The 20,485-nt window shown below is 41.1% G+C and carries 17 protein-coding genes and 1 pseudogene; 7 read left to right on the top strand and 11 right to left on the bottom strand.

The annotated features are described in order from the left end of the window. Positions 1-98 precede the first annotated feature (98 nt). Together AC6IZ0_RS08160 and AC6IZ0_RS08155 are read left to right on the top strand one after the other, a co-directional pair. On the top strand, positions 99-416 hold the full coding sequence (locus tag AC6IZ0_RS08160; RefSeq protein ID WP_271733842.1) for a DUF2605 domain-containing protein: 318 nt from the start codon (positions 99-101) through the stop codon (positions 414-416). Positions 417-661: 245 nt separating this feature from the next. After that, a complete protein-coding gene (locus AC6IZ0_RS08155) occupies positions 662-982 on the top strand; it encodes a DUF2973 domain-containing protein (protein WP_271733843.1) in 321 nt (106 codons plus the stop codon). Positions 983-1,049: 67 nt separating this feature from the next. Here the strand turns inward: AC6IZ0_RS08155 and AC6IZ0_RS08150 are convergent, their stop codons facing one another. Both AC6IZ0_RS08150 and AC6IZ0_RS08145 read right to left on the bottom strand, forming a co-directional pair. After that, positions 1,050-1,460, bottom strand: coding sequence for a hypothetical protein (locus tag AC6IZ0_RS08150; protein ID WP_497725745.1), 411 nt, complete (start codon positions 1,458-1,460; stop codon positions 1,050-1,052). Positions 1,461-1,476: 16 nt separating this feature from the next. After that, a complete protein-coding gene (locus tag AC6IZ0_RS08145; RefSeq protein ID WP_497725743.1) occupies positions 1,477-3,330 on the bottom strand; it encodes an amylo-alpha-1,6-glucosidase in 1,854 nt (617 codons plus the stop codon). 472 nt (positions 3,331-3,802) lie between these two features. On the opposite strand from AC6IZ0_RS08145, the gene AC6IZ0_RS08140 reads away from it, so the two are divergent. The 3 genes and pseudogenes from AC6IZ0_RS08140 (at position 3,803) to trpE (ending at position 7,926) form a co-directional block, all read left to right on the top strand. After that, positions 3,803-5,812, top strand: coding sequence for a DICT sensory domain-containing protein (locus AC6IZ0_RS08140; protein ID WP_497725742.1), 2,010 nt, complete (start codon positions 3,803-3,805; stop codon positions 5,810-5,812). A gap of 93 nt (positions 5,813-5,905) precedes the next feature. Beyond that, entirely contained in the window at positions 5,906-6,325 is a 420-nt protein-coding gene (locus tag AC6IZ0_RS08135) for a photosystem I reaction center subunit II PsaD (protein WP_271733846.1), read from the top strand. Positions 6,326-6,412: 87 nt separating this feature from the next. Beyond that, positions 6,413-7,926 (top strand): annotated as a pseudogene (gene trpE, locus AC6IZ0_RS08130) (anthranilate synthase component I). A gap of 12 nt (positions 7,927-7,938) precedes the next feature. Here the strand turns inward: trpE and AC6IZ0_RS08125 are convergent. The 4 genes from AC6IZ0_RS08125 to purS form a co-directional block, all read right to left on the bottom strand. Beyond that, on the bottom strand, positions 7,939-11,550 hold the full coding sequence (locus AC6IZ0_RS08125; RefSeq protein ID WP_497725741.1) for a helicase-related protein: 3,612 nt from the start codon (positions 11,548-11,550) through the stop codon (positions 7,939-7,941). Positions 11,551-11,810: 260 nt separating this feature from the next. Then, positions 11,811-14,867 (bottom strand): hypothetical protein, encoded by a 3,057-nt coding sequence (locus AC6IZ0_RS08120; protein ID WP_497725740.1) that lies wholly within the window; start codon positions 14,865-14,867, stop codon positions 11,811-11,813. 205 nt (positions 14,868-15,072) lie between these two features. Beyond that, positions 15,073-15,747, bottom strand: a complete 675-nt coding sequence (gene purQ, locus AC6IZ0_RS08115) for a phosphoribosylformylglycinamidine synthase subunit PurQ (protein WP_497725739.1) — start codon at positions 15,745-15,747, stop codon at positions 15,073-15,075. Positions 15,748-15,850: 103 nt separating this feature from the next. Beyond that, positions 15,851-16,129, bottom strand: a complete 279-nt coding sequence (gene purS / locus AC6IZ0_RS08110) for a phosphoribosylformylglycinamidine synthase subunit PurS (protein WP_271733269.1) — start codon at positions 16,127-16,129, stop codon at positions 15,851-15,853. 145 nt (positions 16,130-16,274) lie between these two features. On the opposite strand from purS, the gene AC6IZ0_RS08105 reads away from it, so the two are divergent. Beyond that, a complete protein-coding gene (locus AC6IZ0_RS08105; protein WP_497725738.1) occupies positions 16,275-16,679 on the top strand; it encodes a Fur family transcriptional regulator in 405 nt (134 codons plus the stop codon). Here the strand turns inward: AC6IZ0_RS08105 and AC6IZ0_RS08100 are convergent. Then, positions 16,660-17,643: an SPFH domain-containing protein gene (locus tag AC6IZ0_RS08100; protein WP_271733271.1), complete on the bottom strand. Its 984-nt coding sequence runs from the start codon at positions 17,641-17,643 to the stop codon at positions 16,660-16,662. The two genes, AC6IZ0_RS08105 and AC6IZ0_RS08100, sit on opposite strands and share 20 nt — an antisense overlap. A gap of 60 nt (positions 17,644-17,703) precedes the next feature. Continuing rightward, a complete protein-coding gene (locus AC6IZ0_RS08095; protein ID WP_497725737.1) occupies positions 17,704-18,135 on the bottom strand; it encodes an NfeD family protein in 432 nt (143 codons plus the stop codon). 409 nt (positions 18,136-18,544) lie between these two features. On the opposite strand from AC6IZ0_RS08095, the gene AC6IZ0_RS08090 reads away from it, so the two are divergent. Continuing rightward, positions 18,545-18,817, top strand: a complete 273-nt coding sequence (locus AC6IZ0_RS08090) for a ferredoxin-thioredoxin reductase variable chain (protein WP_497725736.1) — start codon at positions 18,545-18,547, stop codon at positions 18,815-18,817. A 5-nt stretch (positions 18,818-18,822) separates the two neighbouring features. Here AC6IZ0_RS08090 and AC6IZ0_RS08085 read toward each other — a convergent pair whose 3' ends face one another. From AC6IZ0_RS08085 to AC6IZ0_RS08075, 3 genes are all read right to left on the bottom strand, one after another. Then, the gene (locus AC6IZ0_RS08085; protein ID WP_271733276.1) at positions 18,823-19,044 is read right to left on the bottom strand and encodes a hypothetical protein; all 222 of its coding nucleotides are present in this window, start codon (positions 19,042-19,044) and stop codon (positions 18,823-18,825) included. 38 nt (positions 19,045-19,082) lie between these two features. Further along, entirely contained in the window at positions 19,083-19,871 is a 789-nt protein-coding gene (locus AC6IZ0_RS08080) for a YdcF family protein (protein WP_497725735.1), read from the bottom strand. 85 nt (positions 19,872-19,956) lie between these two features. Next, positions 19,957-20,454 (bottom strand): hypothetical protein, encoded by a 498-nt coding sequence (locus tag AC6IZ0_RS08075; protein WP_497725734.1) that lies wholly within the window; start codon positions 20,452-20,454, stop codon positions 19,957-19,959. Between the last annotated feature and the right edge of the window lie 31 nt (positions 20,455-20,485).

Genomic DNA, 20,485 nt, shown 5'->3' with positions numbered 1-20,485 from the left:
TTTTTCCATGATCTATCTGAGAATATCATTTCAGGAAATGTTAATTTTTGTAAAAAATGTTAATATTATGAGAGAAGTTAGAAATATACTTTTTATCTATGGGAGACTCGAATTTACCACAGGCGGATCTGCTGAAAACGATATTAGAGCCTTTACTTGAGGACTTTAACTATTGGTTCGCGCGATCGCACGAATTGCTAGAAACCGAGCAATTGACATTTATGAGTCACGAAGAGCAATCTAATTTACTCTTGCGAGTCAAGCAAGCGCAAGATGAACTAAACGTAGCCAGGATGCTATTTACAGCCACAGAAGGGCAAGTCGGTATTGAGATGAAAACCTTAATGCCTTGGCATCAACTGCTCGGTGAATGCTGGAATGTATCAATGCGGTGGCGTCAGACACCAAAAATCTGAACCTGGCAAGACAGTATAACTATACAAGTCGCATAGAAGATACAAAATCCTTAATATTATTTTCATTAACAAAAAATGTATCCCATGCTACTCTAGGTTAAATAGAGATTAACAATTTTTTTCATAAAAGTATAAGCGCACCAAACCTGCGTGACATATTTGTATTCGCTCGGATAGAGAATACAGGCGAAGTAAAGCACTACCGAATAAAGTTTTAAAATTTGCTGCTCTTGGAGGAAAACCCAATGTTACACTTACTTTACATTCTGGCTTTTACAATTCTAGCTGTCATAGCCGTTGCGAACTTAATCCGCAACTTAATTATGTTTAGTTTTGATCGAGAGCGAGTTGATGCAGCTAAATATTCCCCAATGGATAATCCAGGATACCTATCTTCGAGAAAACAATTTGTTCCCCATCCAGAACTCTTAGATAACGCCGGTAACCTAATTAAAGAACCCTTGTTAGTCATGCGTTCAGTCAACGTTGAGGATGCGCGTCAACAGTTAGATGCGATTTATGAATCTTCTCCTGGGCAAAAAATTGATCGTCAAGAAGAAAGTTAATTTTCTGGGGGTAGTAGTGGGGGTTGAGCATGGCTCAACCCCTAAAAATTTGTAAGTTATTTCCTAGTTAGGCTTCAATAACCACCCGGAGATTACCGCGTTTTTTGACAACGCGACAAGCGGTAGTAGTACCAGAGCGCTCAAATTCTAAATCAAGGATAGTAGCACCAACGCGCAAGTTATGGAATGACAGAGAATTAATAGATTCTGGTAAAGTGGGGTGAATAATGCGCAAGCAGTTATTTTGAGCATCAGGGACTAGATTAACTACCATTTGCAGCAGTTGAAAAATAGAACCAGTCGCCCATGCTTGTGGTGTACAAGCGACAGGATACTGTACAGGAGCATGGTCACCATTACGTTCGTAACCGCAGAATAGTTCTGGGGGGCGTTGATATGCTTGGTGGTTAGTCATATCAAACAAACCTTGGAAAACTTCTAAAGCTTGGTCAATTAAACCGAGCGATCGCAATCCCATAGCAATGAGAGAATTATCATGAGGGCCAAACCGAGCCGATGTGATAACCCATAGGATTATAAGCGGGGGACAAACTGCTGAGAGTGCGAATACCCCAACCATTAAACATATCTGGAGCGCGCAATCGTTCCGCCACACTGTAGGCCTTATCCGGGGTAAAAATACCCAATTTTAGACAGTGTCCGGGGTTAGATGTGATACTTTGAACCTGGTTTCCCTCCCCATCCAGAGCCAGGGCGCAGAAATCCTGGTCTTTGAGCCAAAAATCTTGATTAAAACGGGCTTTTAGGTGTCTAGCCTCATCCAACCAGCGTTCTGCTAAGTCTGGTCGCTTCATGATCTGAGCAATTTCTGCCAGATTAATTTTAGCTGCATAAACATAAGCCTGGACCTCACTTAAAGCAATTGGTCCGGGAGCGAGTTCACCCTTATGGTCTACGATACAGTCGCCAGAATCTTTCCAACCTTGGTTAGTTAGACCCCGTGGAGATTTACGGTAGTAGGTCAAATAGCCAGTTTCCTGGAGATGGTGATCAATCCAATCCATAGCTAAAAGAGCATGGGGCCAAAGTTTGTCAAGTGTTTCTTGATCATGAGTCCAGGTATAGTATTCAGCATACAACATCAACCACAGAGGGGTAGCATCAACCGTACCGTAATAGGGTGTATGGGGGATTTCTTGACAGCGAGCCATTTCCCCAAACCTCAACTCATGTAAAATTTTGCCTGGTTCTTCTTCCCGCCAGTCATCCTGAGTTTTACCTTGATATGATGCCAGTATCATCAAAGTTTCCCGAGCAATTTGGGGGTTTAACATCAAGGTTTGGGAAGCTGTAATCAAGGAATCTCGCCCAAACAAAGCGGAGAACCAGGGGACACCGGCGGAAACAGTCTTATAGTTACCAAAAGATTGGCGTAACAGATACATATCTTGTTCTGCCCGCTCAATGATACGATTAAAGATGGTTTTATCCGATCTAATTTTGGTAATTTCCTGTATCCATTGTTGCTCTTCCATCAACTCAGCGGCCTTAGCTTGGACTAAAGTCAAAGCAGCACTGACTGTAGAACTGGGCTGATTATCGGTGAACATATTCACCCGGTAACCTAACTTTTGGGTTTCATGGGAGGCTAAATCTAACCGCCAGATAGCAGTATAACCCTGGAAATCATCCGGCTGACGATACTGGAATTGGATGCGGGATTCCATTAATAAGCCATCCACACCTTGATAGGCTAAAGTCAAAGATTTTTCTTTTGGTGGATGTACAGAGGAAAGGCCATGACTGGTAAGAGGTGCAGCGTCTGGGGATGTTGATTGTATTAAGTGTAATATCTTACCCCGTTTTTCTCTTTCGGCGCCCCGAACTTCAAATAGATCCACAAAATCTGCATCAAAGCTGATACTTAATTCAAAGCTGACATTTGTGGTACTGTAATTAGATATTTCAATTTCCTCAAATAACGCCCCATTTAACACAAGTTCCCGGCGAATCCCTACGGTTTCAGCTTTCAGGTGTTGGTCAATATTGGGGTTAGTACACAGTACAGAGACAGAAAACCCTTTTTCGGCACTACTACCCAGGAGGATAGGCGATCGCCCTTGAATTTGCAACTCCAGACGACTGAGAAACCGGGTATCCGAGCAAAATAGTCCCACATTAGGGTTACCATCGCTGAGGGAACAGCCAGAAATATTACCGATGGTATCCGTCACCAGAAATAGATCATCATCTTTAACCGTGAGAGTAGGTTGTGGTCTTTCACTGACAACACAAGGCCATTCCGGTAGAGGTAATTGTTCTGCGGGAGCAAAAGTTTTGCCATCCAGAGAAATTTGTGCCGCGGTGGTGAGTATATCCGGTGTCATGAGGCAAAGTTCCTTGAGCTAGGGTCAATTCAAGGCCAGACAAAACAGAAATCTTTACCAGAGTATATTTTTCATATATAAAGTCAAGGAGGAAAAGCGGGAATTTTCAGCCATTTAGCACCGCGTCAAACCCCATGGTGACCTAATAGCAGGATATACTTAGCTAAGATAGTCAAGTTACCACTGGCGAAGGATGTATTGGGGATCTCAGCCCAAAATCATCTACAATAGTGGGTAGTTTTTTAGCTGAAAATTTGTTTTGATGGGGAATTTTAGCTAAATAAACAGCGGCTCCAGCCGATAGCAGATCTGTGTGTTGAATGTATATTGGGCGTAATACCCGATAATTTTCGACTTCAAGATTCTTTACAGATTCTAACGGTGAGCAGCATTTGAGAATCCGTTGTAATTTGTACAATGCAGCTATGAAGTGAATCTTTTTTTGTGATTGGGCTTTTCCTTAACGATATTCATGAGCATTTCGTCATCTGTGCTGAGTGAGCTGCTACAGTCAATACCCCACCTGCGACCCCAGCTATATTTCAAGGCTTCATTAACAGCGCTTTCTCACGCGATGGAAGATCAGGTGTTAGCGGGGAATTTAGAGCAACCATTGGTAATTGCTAGCTTCCAACGTGAGCGATACTATCGCCAAGAAGCTCATCGCTATCAGCGTTTAGCTATGGGTAGTAATCAAATATATGTTTTATCCGCACGGGAAACGGAATTTACCAATAGTTCCCAATCTTATGAGCAGGTAGTATTTGAAGCCGAAGATGCCTTAAGTCAAGAATGGCACTTGGTGGTAATTGCTGATAACTATGCTACTTGTTTAGTGTGCAGGGAGAGCCTGGGTTCCATTGCCAAAAACCAGCAAACACCGGAATTTAGCTCTAATCTAGATATGGATACGGCGCGCCGGTTTGAGGGAATCTGGACATCAGAACGGGGGGTGAGCCTGAAAGCAGCGGAATTGCTATTAGACAGGATTATAGTTTATAGACCAGACCTGGAAGAAAAAATTCAACAAGCCCGCCAGAGGTTTGGGATTGGGTCACAGAAAAATTATTCCCTCTTACAAACAGCTGAATATGCTTGTGACATAGATACTGACCCCTTTGTCCAGCGGTTGGTGACTTATCTACAAGCTAGTCAGTACAAATTACACAAAGCCTATCGTTCCATTACTGCCCAATCACGAAAAGAACGTTTAGTCAACTCCATTAGTACAGCGATTAGGCGATCGCTCGATCCCCACGAAGTGCTACAAGTAGCGGCACAGGAACTAGGGGAACAATTAGTGGCTAGTAGGTGCTTAATTTATCGTGCACAAGCTACAGATGCACAGGCGGATATTAAACATGAGTTTTTAATTCCGGGAATTTTACCTGTAGTTGGGGAAATTTGGCAGTTAAGGGAGAATCCTTTATTTCAAGAAGTAGTAGAAAAGGGCGAGGGAGTGTGTGTACATAATACCCTGAGTGATAGTCGGGTGATTAATTCGCATAAACTGCGTGAAATTGCCGAAAAATTCGCCATTCGTTCTTGGTTAATGGAACCAGTATTATTTCAGGGGAGGTTGTTAGGGATTGTAGAATTACACTATTGTGGCTTACCACCACACCAGTGGCAATCGGGAGAGCAAGACTTAGTAAAAGCCGTCGCCACCCAAATGGGAGCAGCATTAATCCAAGCCGAAGCCTACGCCAATCTTGAAGAGCTAAACCAGCAGCTAGAAGCCCTAGACCGCACCCGCAGCAACTTAATAGCGATTACCGGACACGAACTGCGCACGCCCCTATCCACAATTCAGGTATGCTTAGAAAGTCTGGCTAGTGAGCCGGATATGCCTTTAGAGTTGCAGCAAGTGATGCTCAATACTGCGCTGTCGGACTCAGAAAGAATGCGAAAACTAGTGCAAGATTTCCTCACCCTTTCCAACCTAGAAAGCGGGCGGGTAGAATGGCATCCAGAAGCCCTGACCTTACAGGAATGTGTAGATTTAGCTCTCAGCCGACTACGCAGCCGTTCCGCCACAGAACCGCCGCCCAAAATCCAAACTCAAATAGACCCAAATCTGCCCTTAGTCAGAGCTGACGGTGATTGGCTGGTGGAGGTGATAGCTAAACTAATCGATAACGCTTGTAAATTTACTCTATCTCCAGGAACGATTACGATTACAGCCACTCAGAAAAGCAATGATCTAGTTGAGGTGACAGTGGCTGACACTGGGCGGGGTATTGAACCCAATCGTCTAGAAATCGTTTTTGACCGGTTTTATCAAGAAGAAGGTGCTATGCGACGTACTGCGGGGGGTACTGGTTTGGGACTAGCAATTAGCCGCCAAATTGTCAATGGCTGGGGCGGGGAAATTTGGGCAAAATCCAATGGTAAAGACCAGGGTAGTCAGTTTCATTTCACTGTTCCCATTGCCCACATCAGTCAAGAACAACAGCGCAGGAAAGCCAAGAGTAATTTATAAGACTAAAAACTGTTACAGTCTATGACGCGATCGCAATATGATCGGGTCAGCGGTGTTACGATTCCCTAAAAACCGTTGAGAGAGATATTTTTTATGGCAGAAAAACTTTCTGGACAAACCCCCCTATTTGGTGGTAGCACTGGTGGCTTACTCCAAAAAGCAGTAGAGGAAGAAAAGTACGCTATCACTTGGACTAGCCCTAAAGAGCAAGTTTTTGAAATGCCTACCGGTGGCGCTGCTACTATGCGCAAAGGCGAAAACCTGCTATATATAGCTCGTAAAGAACATGGCATTGCCTTGGGCGGTCAACTCCGGAAATTCAAAATCACAGACTACAAAATTTACCGGATTTTACCAAATGGGGAAACCACCTTCATTCACCCAGCTGATGGTGTGTTCCCAGAAAAAGTTAACGCCGGGCGCGAAAAGGTGCGTCATGTACCACGCAGCATTGGGGAAAATCCCAGTCCCGCTAAACTTAAGTTCAGTGGTAAAGCTACCCACGATGTCTAGAAGCTAGGTATTGGGGATGAGGGGAGTAATGGAATTGTTTCTCCCCATCCCCTCTCCTCCTGTGCTCACCACTCTCTAAATCCATTTATGATGTTCCCTGATTTCTCTGATTTTTCTGAACTAGCTTTACAAGGTAATTTTGTCCCAGTGTATCAAGAATGGGTAGCAGACCTCGATACCCCAGTATCTGCTTGGTATAAAGTCTGCGCCGGTCAGCCTTATAGCTTTTTGTTGGAATCAGTAGAAGGGGGCGAAAACATCGGCCGTTATAGTTTACTCGGTTGTAATCCCCTGTGGATTTTGTCCGCCCGGGGTGACACGACTACTCAAACACATCGGGATGGTTCCCAAGTTGTGTTTACAGGAGACCCGTTTGCAGCTTTGGCTCAATGTTTGGCACCTATAAACCAGTGACTTTACCCCAACTCCCCCCAGGAATTGGCGGACTGTTTGGCTTTTGGGGTTATGAGTTGATTCGGTGGATAGAACCACGTGTACCTATTCATCCACAAGATGAGCGTAATATACCTGATGGATTGTGGATGCAGGTAGACCACTTGTTAATTTTTGACCAGGTGAAACGGAAAGTTTGGGCGATCGCCTATGCTGATTTACGTGATCAAAATGTGAATTTATGGCAGGCTTATGAACAAGCGTGCGATCGCGTCACACAGATGCTCTCTCAGTTATCCCGCCCTGTGTCGCCCCAAGAAACAATGTTAGAATGGACACCGCCGGGCAGCAAGGATGGGGGAGGGATAGAAGAATATACTAGCAACTTGACACAGGAGGAATTCTGTGATAGTGTAGAAAAAGCGAAGGAATACATAAAGGCAGGAGACATATTTCAAGTCGTCATATCCCAGAGGTTATCGACAAAATATAAAGGTGATCCCTTTGCCCTTTATCGCTCCCTGCGCCAAATTAATCCTTCCCCCTACATGGCTTTCTTTAATTTCCAAGACTGGCAAATTATCGGTTCCAGTCCGGAGGTGATGGTAAAAGCCCAAGCCGATGGAGCGGGTGGGGTAGTAGCTACAGTCAGACCCATAGCTGGGACGCGTCCGAGAGGTAAAACCCCACAGGAAGATGCAGCTTTAGCTACAGATTTACTGCAAGATCCCAAGGAAACAGCGGAACACGTGATGTTGGTTGACCTAGGTCGTAACGACTTAGGGCGTGTGTGTGAAAGTGGAAGCGTGAGAGTTGATGAGTTAATGGTGGTAGAGCGTTATTCCCACGTGATGCACATTGTGAGTAATGTGGTGGGTAAGTTATCACCAGATAAAAGCGCCTGGGACTTACTCAAGGCCTGTTTCCCAGCGGGTACTGTCAGCGGTGCGCCGAAAATCCGAGCCATGGAAATTATCCACGAGTTAGAACCATGTCGTCGGGGTGTTTATTCTGGGGTCTATGGTTATTACGATTTTGAGGGACAATTGAATACTGCGATCGCGATTCGCACGATGGTATTGCATAATCATACTGTAACCGTCCAGGCGGGTGCGGGTCTAGTGGCTGATTCTGACCCACAGAAGGAATATCAGGAGACCTTGAATAAAGCTCGAGGTTTGTTAGTAGCTATTAGTTGTTTACAATGATGTAGTATTTAATCAATTTTTTTGCGCGAGGATCAGGTTTAATACATTCAGTTCCCGGGAGTGGAGTAGATATTTTTCTGTGAACAGTTTTTGTCTCATTTCTGCTAAGGCATAACTTCTAAAGACTAAAAAGGGAAATTCTTGATAATTATGACCTATAGGTAAGATGTTAGTGACCGGGTATAACGAACGAAGGTATGTAAATAGAATATCACGGAAACGCAGGTCTTCTGGTTCTTCTGGTTCCTCAGCAAAATATTGACTCATCACTTCTCCACTAATAAATGCAAGTAAGGGTAAGACATAATATTGGTCACTATATTCACTGGTTTGTGTGAAGTTTTGTGTCTTGGGTGGCGCTTTTTTTAATTTCTCGACTAGTTCAATTGCGTCTTGAGTTGCAAATCTTAAGTTTTCCGGATAAATGGGATTTTTACTAATTAGTTTGAGATTATCCCATAATTCTCCATGAGCATACTTTTCTATATCCAGGAATTTCATTTGATAAGATTCTTGGATGTTATTAGTAGGTACTATGAGCAAACCACCGTTAATATAACCTAACTCTAAAGGAGGAACATCTAGTAGTTGATCAAAACTATTAGCTAATTGCAAAAATTGCTCCTTAAAAGACTTCTGTAATTTTAAATAACTTTCTTCCGTAGTTTTTTCAACCACAAAATCCCCATCTCCCATGAGTTTCTCTAGACTGGTATAGACTTGTTTTAATAACTCATGACTCCGATGAATCTGGTATTCTTTCTTAAGTTGGTTGATCAGATTAACTATCTGACTAGAAAATGTTTCCCCAGCAGCTAAAACCGACTTACCACCGATAGGAATCAGTATATATTTCTTTCTGCCAATTTTACCATAACCATATATGCGAGTCATCATAGAAGCCTTAAGAATTAACAGCAGGTTTAATAAACTGAGGACACTTTCTTGTAAAGACAATTGAGGGTTATCTTGGTAATAAACAGAACGTTCAGCTAAATAGAAGGACAAGTATTTATCTTGGTTATCTATATGATCATTTCCCCGACCGCGGTAAATCACCTGAATGATTTCCATCAGGTTTTTTTCAATCTCAAACTTAGGGATTTCTACCAAAATGTGCTTGGCTTTGGGGAAAGATAAACCACGACTTCCCGAAGCAGTCATGAACACTACCTTGACATTTTCCTGATACTGTTGAATTTGTTGTTTCTCTAATTCCGAGATATTGGCGTGTATTTCTATATAATGAGTATTTTTCTGGAACTTCTCCCTACCCAAGGTTTCCTGAAGCTTGTCAATAATTTGTGTTAGTTTGGGTTTATTTTGGATGTATACTATAAATTGTTGCACCTGAGAATCTTGTAATAAATTCTGGATATCGGCGAAAATGACATCTAAGAGCTTTTGCTCTAAATTAGATTTATCCTTTAACTGGGCGCGATCGATAAATTTACAAGACTCAATAAAAATTTGATAGCTAATAGTTAAGCTTTTAGCTGGGTAGGAATTAGCGTTAATCATGGTCGCAGGTAATTTTTTAAACTGCAAATTGACCACTGACAGGGGTTGAATATTTTCCAGAGCTTGACGAAAGTAGATTTTATTGGGTTCGGGGGTAGTATTTTCTAGATGTTGACAAATGACATTTTGATCAACGATGGAAGCATCTGCAATAATTACCTTAGTGTTAAAACCATTTTCAGGTTGATTTAACTGATATTTATTGATGAGTTTATGAATACCATGGAGAAACTCCACCCCTCCCTCATCCCCGGTAATTTCGTCTATCATGATAAATAGATGTTTGATGCGACGGGAGATATTTTGCATCTTTTGGGGAAAGACCTTATTTTCCCTAGTGTTGTATGCGTCGCTGAATATTTTATCCAGGTGTTTGAGGGTATCTCCAGTCTGAGTTTTCTTTAAAGACTGGGTGGAAGTAGTAGCAATAACGTTGTCAGATAATTTGTGAGTAATGGTAGTATATAGTCCTTCACAAAGACTCTTTAAAACACCTGCGGTTTTTTCTCCCCGGTCTATAATAGTATCATCGGTGATGTGTTCGAGTCGGTTACTGCGTCTCACCCCTCTTTCCACCTTTTGACTCTTAAGAAAATTAACTTTTCCTCGAATAAAATCCTCTTGATATAGGTTCGAGGTATATTCAACAGAGCATTTACCAGAGTTATCCTGAATCAGGTGAGTATGAGTATTGATCGCCAAGATTCTGTCATCTACTAAATTACCGGTTGCTTTATCCTTGAATTTTTCGATGATGTCGAGATTTACCTGTTTGCGGGGACTGACATAGAAAAATAGAAACCCTTCATCTAGATGATGTTTGAGAAAATTGACGATCGCAGTGGTTTTACCAATACCTGGGTTTCCGGTGAGGAATATATAGGTATTCTCAGAAAGCAAAGATTTCTGAATCAGTTGACTATGTGTTTCACGAAAGTTGTAGCTTCCCGTCAAACCTAAGTCGGAAATTAACTCTGGAGGAACTGGGGCGACAGAGTTAAAAAAGTCGCTAATTTTCTCGGTGTGAGGTGGTATGATATTGATGCGATCGCGGGTGATGTTTACAAGAGAGTTGACAAACTCCCTACCTTGGTCAAAGCTACTCCCAGCGTTACGCTTAATTTTATCTAAAACTCGACGACGTGCGTCGGTGATTTGTTCTTCTTTGTCATGTGATTTATAGATTTGATGACAAGTCTCAAAAATCTTGAGTTGATCTGGTGTAATAGATATAGTATTGAATGAGCGATCGCTATAACCAATAGCATTAAACACAATTGACGATCTATCTGATATCATCCCGGTTTCTTGGAGAAATTGGTCAAAGCTATAAATATAAGCAGCTGCTTGAATTAACTTAGCGGTTTCCTTATCCTTAGCTTTAAAAGCCGTGAAATAGTCTGTTAAACTGGGGGAGAAGTCTAAATCTAAAGAATTAGTATCAACACTCAAGCTAGAAAACACACTTTTAGAACGGACATAGTTAACATCCCGCATCAACAAGTTGCGAATAACTTCCACATAATCAATATTTTGGATATCTTCATCAGTGTGAACAGAAAATACTGATAAATCAAGACATAAAACCCGATATTTACGCCGACACTTGAGCAAAAATAAAGTATCTGCATTCAGAAAACCACCTTTTTCCTGATATCTAGGAATATAGTCAGCAGTATTTTCTAACTGATCAAACTGGGAAAGAACATCTTTAAACCACTGGGTCTGGTCGGTTTCATAAGTTCCAATACTGTTATCACCATGAAAACAGCATTGATAATAGAGAATTTCCAGGTGTGGGTAATTCCCTGATTCTTCATACCCCAAAGATGTCAAATATTCTCTAAAGAAATTTAACCCCGATAAAAATCCCTTTTGAACAAAGAATTGACACCAGGTTTCAGCTATATCTCGTTCTAAGGTACTTAATACCCTATCAACTATTCTTTGTCGAATTTTAGAGAACTTGAGGTTTTCTAATTGATGACGATATAAATTACCAAATTTCTGCTTAATTTGTTTTTGCTGAATATAGCAGAGAACACCAATATTAAAACCCACCTCAAATAATCTTCCTAAATCCTCAGCTATGTTCGCAGTCATATTGATTTATTTCCTTTTCTTATATAACTAAAAACCATACATACCCATTAAGAGGATGTTTAGAAAGTCATGATTAGTGTATCAACTATTGTTTAACCCCACCCTAACCCTCCCCTTGTAAGGGGAGGGGACTGGATTTTATTGTTTTGGTGTGTTCGGTGTGTTACCCATTCCCCATTCCTCAATCCTTCCTGTTCCCTGTTCCCTGTTCCCTGTTCCCTAAGATAAAAATTACTTGTTGAAAAATTATCAAACATCTACTAAGAGCTTGATTTGGGTCTTGCGAGTATATCCCTAACATAAGTTAAAAAAGCTAGAGAGTTAAACTCTACCTTACCGCGACTATATTTTAATAAAGCTAGTTGACCAATAGACTCATCTCCGATCAGGTTTTGATAAGGGTCTAACTTGATTTGAAGTTTACCCGATTTTTCGTGCTTTTGATAACGGGAGAAATGAAACAAAGTCAAGCATTGCAAAATCTCCCTTTTTAAGTGACTGTCCTGATAAATTAGTCCGGTTCTAATATCCTTGTCATCCAGTACACCCTGATAAATATTCAGCAAAGTTGCGTAAGACATCACACCATTATAGTTGGTATCTTTAGCAACTGCGATACCGTTAAACAAATTGAAAAATACAATTGACTTCTTGCTAGTATCTTCTACTAACTGTGTCAGTTCTACAGTATCTTGAATATATAATGATGTTGACTTGATTTTGTTTTCAACTTTGACCGCGTAGTATTTATCAAAGAACATGGGATAAATTTTAATATCACTCCTTTCTCGTGTCAAAGCCCTAATGACATTTTCCGACATAAAAAATAGTTCGTCGCTTTTAGTTTGAGTGATGTGTAATGTGCTGCTGTAGGGAACTTTGGCTATGTAAATAAAGTGTCTGTAGCCTTTTTTATAAAGTTTATCTACATTCTCAACTATCACGCTAGGATATGAAAACATATCTTCATGATTATCATAGTTTTCGGAAAATGTTTTCAATAATCTTAATGTCACAGTTTGCGGTTGAATTCGGAAATCAATAATTTCCCCCATCAGGTTAGATTTTTTTGCTTCCATTCCCCATCTACTATCACTACCGCGACTAGAAACTATAATCATTGCTAGTTTATCTAGTTCCCGAAATTGAAATTCCTCTCCAGGGGGGAAAGTGAATTTTTTCGGTAATACAGAATATAAAGCGCTTAAAGTATTAGGAATTTTAAATTTACCCTTGGTCGAGAAATCACTAATATCTATTCCCTGGGAATTACTCCGATATTGTTCATTAAATAAATGGGATAATACACCGGTCAAGGAAACTATAAATTTTTCTATGGGTGCATCATCTTTCTTGTTGTTGAGGTGTATCCTTAAAATGGGAATAAATAACTTTGATTTTTTTTCTAATAAGACATACAAGCAGATGTAAGCTAGTAAGCTGTAGGTAATTTTGTAAATAAATTCTTGATGGGACTCTAGTTTCTGGGTTTGAGGTTTCCCAGTTTCTGGTTTTTTAGGATCTGGACGATAGGGAAATATTACCAAGTTACGGTTTGATAGGTTTTTTTGACAAAAATTGAAGCACTCGGTATCACTAGCTGGTACAAATACTACCGGTAAAACACCAATACCCTGACCTGTTATATTTATGTCATATTCCATCTGAAAAGTTTCTCTGTCATCAGTCTCAAAAAAGTAGATTTCGCTGATAGTCATTTTGGCTGGGAGACTGACGAGAAAACTGTTATCTGTGGTTGCTTCCCCCAAATTGATATATTTAAGACAGTCTTTAGGATTCTCCCGTAACAAAGATTTAAAAAATGTATCTCTATCAACAATAGTGTTAATATCTGCTTCTAAAATACTATTCTTGACAGAAATATGTAGGGGATATTCTCTGGTAGGGAAGGAAGTTTTCCGCTTGATCAGCTTTGTTAAAACTCCCTTGAGAGTTTTGATTTTTTCTCTAACTTCCAACTTGTCAAACCCATTAATAATGCTTCTAAATAGTCGTTTTTTAGCTTCTTCATCACTACCTTGCAATATTGGTAATACAGATTGTTCCCATTTAGTAATGGGGTTATATTCTAAATCATTCTGGGGATTATTAGGATATTGACGAGATGCAAATAAAAAGTAATATAAAAATGCTATCTTTAATACCTTATATACAAATGACGTTTTTCTAGATTCATCTTGGATTTGTTCTTGATGTTCTTGACTATCTGGGTGTAAAATGTCAAGATTACGCTCAAAAACTGTTTTACCCCCATAGGTTTGGACTTTACCATCAAATTTCAACTTTAACCCAAAAATAAATTCTACTTTCTCGCGGTTTTCCTGTTCTGTTTCTCCTAGGTAACCCTCAATCAAGGGGATAATGGGAAGCATATCAAATGCTTCACCCCGAGAAAACATATTTTGGTAATTAACCTCTACTCCCTGATAGTTAACTATATATTCCCCGTCTGCTTTGTTGGTATTATTAATATAGTCATCTAATAATTTTAATCTTCTGATTAAGTCCTGTAAATATATTTTACCTTGCAAGTTGTTCTCACTAGCATTGTCATCAATATTTTCATAGAGAAATTCTAAATATTTGATTTTGGCTAATTTCTTTAATTTACCTAATGTTTGCTGGTTCACCAGATTTTCTAAGCGGTGAATATCTGATTGATCATTTTTCTCTAAGTTATCTAAAATATATTCTAGGTCATCCTTTTCCTCCGATGTAGGCTCAAGTTGAATATCTATAAAGTTATTAATTCCCTCTAATAAGTGGGCGGTAAAATTACTGGGTTTGTCCACTGAGATTTTAACTTTATGCGCTTTGAGTAGTTGTGCGTGTTGTCCGTCGTTATTTCTAACTGTTAATCGCTGTTGTTGTAATTGGTTAGATGGTGGGAAATTATAGGCGAGGTCAAATTTAGTTGGTTGTTGGCGAAATGTCTGCAAATCTGCAATCAGTTGTGTGACAAATGTCAATCTATCTAAAGATAGATTTTTGCTCAAGTAGGATGTTAAATTGGATATAACTAATTCAGTGATGTTACTTATTTGCTCTGAAAATCTATCTTGAGAACCAGGGCTAAAATTGAGAGTAGCAGCACGTACTCCCTTAGCATTTCCTAAAGGACTATTCACTTGTGAAGTGGCGATTTCAGCGGCTATTTGATTAATATCCACCACTAACCATTGATGATTGTTATCGGTTCTGAATATTTGGTTTTTCTCTAAGCTTTGGCAGATTTTCGTTAGTAAGTCAGTATAATCGACATTTGCTAAATCAGGATTGATTGTAATTTTATTCACGTAAAGACCTCAGTATGTAAATATCTGCAATTGATATCTATGGATATAATAAGCACAATTATAATTATACCCCATAGTTGCCAGTGAAACAGTAGAAACTTAACCAAAAACAGCCATAAAAAAAGTCCAGTAATCAGGACTAAAAAAATAAGATGAAGATTGGGGAGGTCAATTCCTGAGAGTAATTCACAGCACAGGAAGAAAATTAAGCCCAGGCGGCGATTTTCCCTAATAGGCCTTGAAATAGGCGCAAACCATCAGTATATCCCAGGGAAGCATCTGATGCTCTTTCTGGGTGAGGCATCATGCCTAAAACATTGCCTTGTCGATTGCAAATCCCGGCGATATTATTGAGTGAGCCGTTGGGATTGTCTCCTGCATAGCGAAAAACCACTTGACTATGATCTTCAAGGGCTGCTAAAGTAGACTTATCAGCATAAAATCGCCCTTCGCCGTGGGCAATAGGCAGAGTGATAGTTTCATTGGTAGTGTAGGCTTGAGTCCAAGGAATATCGTTACGCTCAACGGTCAGCGGAGCGCGATCGCAGATAAAATGTAAATCCTGATTCCTCGTCAAAGCACCGGGTAACAGACCAGCTTCAGTTAATACCTGGAAACCGTTACAGATACCGAGAACAAATTTACCTGCTTGGGCGTGGTCAAGGACTTGCTGCATCACAGGGGAGAAGCGGGCGATCGCACCACAACGCAGATAATCACCGTAACTGAAGCCTCCGGGGATGATAACTACATCCAAATCAGTGATATCAGTTTCTTGATGCCAAACCATGCGAGTAGGCAGCCCCAGCAAATCTCTGGTAACATAAGCAACATCGCGATCACAATTAGAACCCGGAAAAACCAAAACCCCAAATTTCATGATTTAGTGATTAATTCCTCTTAATTAGTCTTAATTAGTGTAGTGGGAGTGAGAAATGGGGACAGAGAAATTAATATGCTTCCCTGTTTCCCCATCCTGGATGCTAAATAACTCCTGTTTGTGTTTCCACCTCAATCAAATCAAAGCGATAATTTTCAATCACTGGATTTGCTAACATTTGGTCACAGATACGTTCAAGGTCTCGACGGGCCTTGATCTCCTCAGTAGAAGTGATGGTGAGTTCGATGTACTTCCCAATCCGCACCTGTTCCACGTTGTCGTATCCCAGTTGCTTCAGACCAGATTGTACGGCCACACCAGCAGGGTCTAACACTGAAGGGCGAAGGGTCACGAAAATTTTGGCTAGATACTTCCTTTGCACAGGCTTTTTGCTAAATGCTGCGATCGCTATACTATAACTTTCTGTCCCAACTGAGTCAAAATAAAATCAACAAGCAGTTACAGTTAAGGAATAACCTTGCCAATTTAACAGCTGTCACTACAGTAGTAAATTTAAATAATTGTCTATGAGAGCCATACGCACCCGCAGTCAAGAGCGGATTCTCAGCCTACTCAAGAGCATCGAAAAAGGAATTTCCGCCCAAGATATTTACGTAGAATTACGTAATCGCAACCAAACCATGGGTTTAGCAACAGTTTACCGCGCACTGGAAGCCTTAAAACTAGAAGGGATGGTACAGGTGAGGAATTTAGCCAACGGTGAAGCCCTGTATAACCTAGCCCAACAAGACAAACACCACCTGACCTGTTTGCAGTGTGGCCTATCAATTCCCATTAATCAATGTCCTGTTCATCCCTTAGAAGACCAGTTAGAATCCCAGCATAAATTTAAAGTCTTTTACCACACACTAGAATTTTTTGGTTTGTGTAGTCAATGCCAAATGAATCAAGCTAACGTTGCTCATTCTTGAGACCACCAAAAGAAGGATGACTAGCATCAGCAACAATAGAACGCATCCCCTCCAAAGTAGCAGGGATAGTGCGGGGGTCCATAAACATCACCTTACTACTGTCGCTGCTACCAATCCTCGTCCCCATGTCCAAATAACTTTGAGCTAGTAAAAACTGTAAAGCTTCTTGTGCTCCTGGTTGACCATTGAGAGCATTAGTGATTACTTGGAGAGCTTCAGCGGTTGCTTGGGCTTTGAGGACTTGTTGCTGACGTTCAGCTTCAGCTTGTAAGATAATAGATTTTTGTTGCGCTTCCGCTTGGAGAATCGTAGATTTTTGACGAGCTTCAGCGTCTAAAATTTGCGCCTCAGCCTTCCCCCTAGCGGTATTCACCGCCGATTCCCGTTCCCCCTCGGAAGTGAGAATTGCTGCCCGTCGCCGCCGTTCCGCCGCCATTTGGAGCTCCATTGATTCTCGCACCGTCTGGGAGGGAACAATATCGCGCAATTCTACCCGGGTAATCTTCACACCCCAAGGGTCAGTAGCAATATCCAACTCACGCAATAATATTTCATTAATTTGAGACCGGGCGGTAAAAGTTTTATCTAACTCCAGTTGTCCCATTTCCGAGCGAATTTGAGTTAGTACTAAATTTGTCATGGCTGCTTGCAGGTTTTCCACCTTATACCATGCCTTTTCCATGTCTACAATCTGCCAGTAAACCACCGCATCCACTTCAATCCCCACATTGTCGCGGGTAATACATTTTTGGGGAGGAATATCTAAAACTTTTTCGCGGATAGTTTGTTGATAAACGATTTTATCCAAAAAAGGCATCACAAAATTCAGCCCAGGGCCAAGCTTTTTATTATAGCTCCCTAATCGTTCTACTAATACCTCATTACCCTGATTCACGACTCTTACAGATCCTGCAACTGCAGAACCACCAAGAGCCAGAAATACTAGCAAGAAAAATTCATTCATATTTTACATTCTCCTAACTTCTCATGCCATGTCTGTGTGAACAACTGTACAAGCGCCCACTCAACGCAATAGGTAATCAGGCATTACAATCAAAGTAGTGCCTTCTCTTCTGACTACATAAACTCTTTGATGGGGTGCTATGTACAGTTGCTCGTCGTCACATTGTGCGCGCCAAGAATTCCCCTCATACAGCACCCGTCCGGTTTCCCCAGGGGGAATTTCCGTTAAGGTTTGAGCTACAACTGTATCCACCATTTTTGATTTGCGTCCTCGCGGTTGCAAAAAGCGACGAGAAAGCACAATCAAAACTGTGGACAGTAATAACCAAGCTGCAACTTGCAACCCTAAACTACCCACACCCACTAGAGACAGTAGCGCCACCATTAAGGCACTAATTCCCATTATGAATTCCACAAAAGCCGATGGTAAGAACAGTTCCATTAAACACAGAACAACTCCCGCCAACAGCCAGATTAAGGTATAACTTGGCATAGGCATAGCACCATTCTAGACTCTAAATTCACCTAAATTGATTGCTTGGATCAAATCCACTTACACTTTAACTGTATCCTTAACCCACTAAATCTTAATTAATATTGATTAATTTTATTAGGTGTGTCCTGCAAAATTAGGGAATAGGTTTTTCCATTCTGCTGCTGGGCTTGGTTCCCCCACTATCGGTAACAACATACCCCGCTAGTTAAAGATATATTTTCAGTTGAGAAAACTAGTGACCATTTATTGTAGAATAACATTTGTATTTAAAGCGCACAGCAACAGTAAAACGGATTTTTAATGATCTGAATGTCCCTCACTAATCACTATTAAAGCCTGCATGGGCAGGCTTTGTTTGTATATTAGTGAATATTACAAACAGTTTTTTTAGCAGTTTCAGTAAGGAGTGACTGTGGAGATGCTTATGGAACAGCAAAAACCAAGTGGAGATGTGGTTATCAAAGTAGGCGATCGCATCCGTGTTAAAGAGTCAGTAGTAGTTTATCATCATCCTGAAAATCGGGGTGAGGCTTTTGATCTCAAAGATACAGAAGGCGAAGTCGTGAATATTGCTACTGAATGGAAAGGTAGACCTGTCAGCGCTAACTTACCGATTCTAGTGCAGTTTAGTAAAAAATTTAAAGCTCACCTGCGTGAAAATGAGTTAGAAGTAATTTAAATTACTCACGAGCGGCGAAACCATTGAAAAATATTCAATTCGCCGCGCATTTTCTCTAACTCTTGACGATGCTGTGCTGCTGTTTGGTAATACCAAGCGCAATAACTCTCAAACTCTGAACGAGTCTCAACTTCTGCGTAGAATTGGTAAGTTGTGTGATAGTGCGAAAAGTCCGCATCAACTTCACACTGAGGCGATGGCACAATATAAGGTAAATTTTCAGACATCATGATAATAGCACCAACTCCCTAAACATTCTAACTGGTTACAACCAACCACGCCAGCCATAGACCCAACTGCCAATATATTCTTTGAGGGCACTAGTAAATAACCGTAAGTTACCCACATCAGGCAATAAGTTCAGGATAGCAGCTTTGGGGGTTCTAGTCATGGCTGCCATTTCATTGTCACTCACCTCAAAATCAGTCGGTGCGGGAATCACATCGATACCTTGACGTTGGAAAATTTGCACAGATCGCGGCATATGCATTGCAGAAGTAACCAACAATACCTTACTAATACCACGTGCTGTTAAAATCTGCTGAACATTCACGGCATTCTCATATGTATTGAGAGCCTCCGGTTCTTGAATAATCGCCTCCGATGGGATCCCAATTGATGTCAGCACATCCGCCATATCTACAGATTCAGGGGAACTGTTACCACTCCAGTCAATGCGACCCCCAGTGACAATAATGATCGGGGCTTTGTTTTGGCGGTATAATTGGGCTGCATAAATAATGCGATCGCCCGCCTCATTCAAATCAACAGTTACCCTGGGAGGGTCAGGGGAGCTAGTCGCACCACCTAAAACTACAATTGCTTGAGCGGTGGGTACTGGACTTGTAGGGAGATATTGCCATTCTAGCGATCGCACCACAGACTTAGCCACCCAAGCATTACTAGAAACCAGCAATATAATTAAAGCCAAACTAATCGCCATGGCCGCCAGGGTGGGACGTTTCCATACTGTCACCAATGCCACCATTAAACCAATAGTAACCAGTCCCAGGGGATAAAAAAACAGTGGTAGTAACTTAGACAGATACAGCACGTTTCAAATAAATAAAATACACAGCTTAAGATCATAAATCTTGTGGGGTGGGTATCCTACCCGCCCTCTCTAAAAAGATATTCCCTCATTTTTCCCAAAACCGGAAATTGAAACTTCCAGAAGTCCGACGATAACGACGGGGGACTTTTCTAGTTTGCTGTTTAGTAATTCTCTCCCTAGGGCCTTCATTCACATCAACATCTAAAACCTCCATAGGTAGCTGAGTATTCATAGGCTCCTTACAACCCCACCAAGCAGTCATCCAACCCCCACCCAGGGCCGCCATTGCACCTAGGAAGATCCCAGCGGGTGCAGAATACCCCAACAACACAAACCCCACCAAGAAAAACAACCAATATTTTAGTCCCGCGTCAATACCATCAGAGGAGGGTATAGCAGGTTCCCGGGGGCTATTTTTAGTAGAACTTGTGAACCAACCCAAAACAAAACCAGCAATAATCCCCAAAAAGATACTCAGGGGTAGTGAAAAGCCCGCCATGAGCAATATGAAGATTAAAAATCCCCCAAATATCAGTTGAGAAAAGAATTCCGGTGAGATAGGCGGTAAACCTTTAGTTGCCATAGACTTACAAACACTGTAAACTACTGATTTT

It is taken from the genome of Anabaenopsis sp. NIES-4685, from assembly GCF_059725405.1.
This window is presented reverse-complemented; position numbering and strand designations above follow the sequence as displayed.

Bases quoted from the DNA above. Each gene is read 5' to 3' on its own strand.
- AC6IZ0_RS08160 (WP_271733842.1), top strand. From the start codon at position 99: ATGGGAGACTCGAATTTACCACAGGCGGATCTGCTGAAAACGATATTA.
- AC6IZ0_RS08155 (WP_271733843.1), top strand. From the start codon at position 662: ATGTTACACTTACTTTACATTCTGGCTTTTACAATTCTAGCTGTCATA.
- AC6IZ0_RS08150 (WP_497725745.1), bottom strand. From the start codon at position 1,460: ATGGGATTGCGATCGCTCGGTTTAATTGACCAAGCTTTAGAAGTTTTC.
- AC6IZ0_RS08145 (WP_497725743.1), bottom strand. From the start codon at position 3,330: ATGACACCGGATATACTCACCACCGCGGCACAAATTTCTCTGGATGGC.
- AC6IZ0_RS08140 (WP_497725742.1), top strand. From the start codon at position 3,803: ATGAGCATTTCGTCATCTGTGCTGAGTGAGCTGCTACAGTCAATACCC.
- AC6IZ0_RS08135 (WP_271733846.1), top strand. From the start codon at position 5,906: ATGGCAGAAAAACTTTCTGGACAAACCCCCCTATTTGGTGGTAGCACT.
- AC6IZ0_RS08125 (WP_497725741.1), bottom strand. From the start codon at position 11,550: ATGACTGCGAACATAGCTGAGGATTTAGGAAGATTATTTGAGGTGGGT.
- purQ (WP_497725739.1), bottom strand. From the start codon at position 15,747: ATGAAATTTGGGGTTTTGGTTTTTCCGGGTTCTAATTGTGATCGCGAT.
- AC6IZ0_RS08105 (WP_497725738.1), top strand. From the start codon at position 16,275: ATGAGAGCCATACGCACCCGCAGTCAAGAGCGGATTCTCAGCCTACTC.
- AC6IZ0_RS08100 (WP_271733271.1), bottom strand. From the start codon at position 17,643: ATGAATGAATTTTTCTTGCTAGTATTTCTGGCTCTTGGTGGTTCTGCA.
- AC6IZ0_RS08095 (WP_497725737.1), bottom strand. From the start codon at position 18,135: ATGCCAAGTTATACCTTAATCTGGCTGTTGGCGGGAGTTGTTCTGTGT.
- AC6IZ0_RS08085 (WP_271733276.1), bottom strand. From the start codon at position 19,044: ATGTCTGAAAATTTACCTTATATTGTGCCATCGCCTCAGTGTGAAGTT.
- AC6IZ0_RS08075 (WP_497725734.1), bottom strand. From the start codon at position 20,454: ATGGCAACTAAAGGTTTACCGCCTATCTCACCGGAATTCTTTTCTCAA.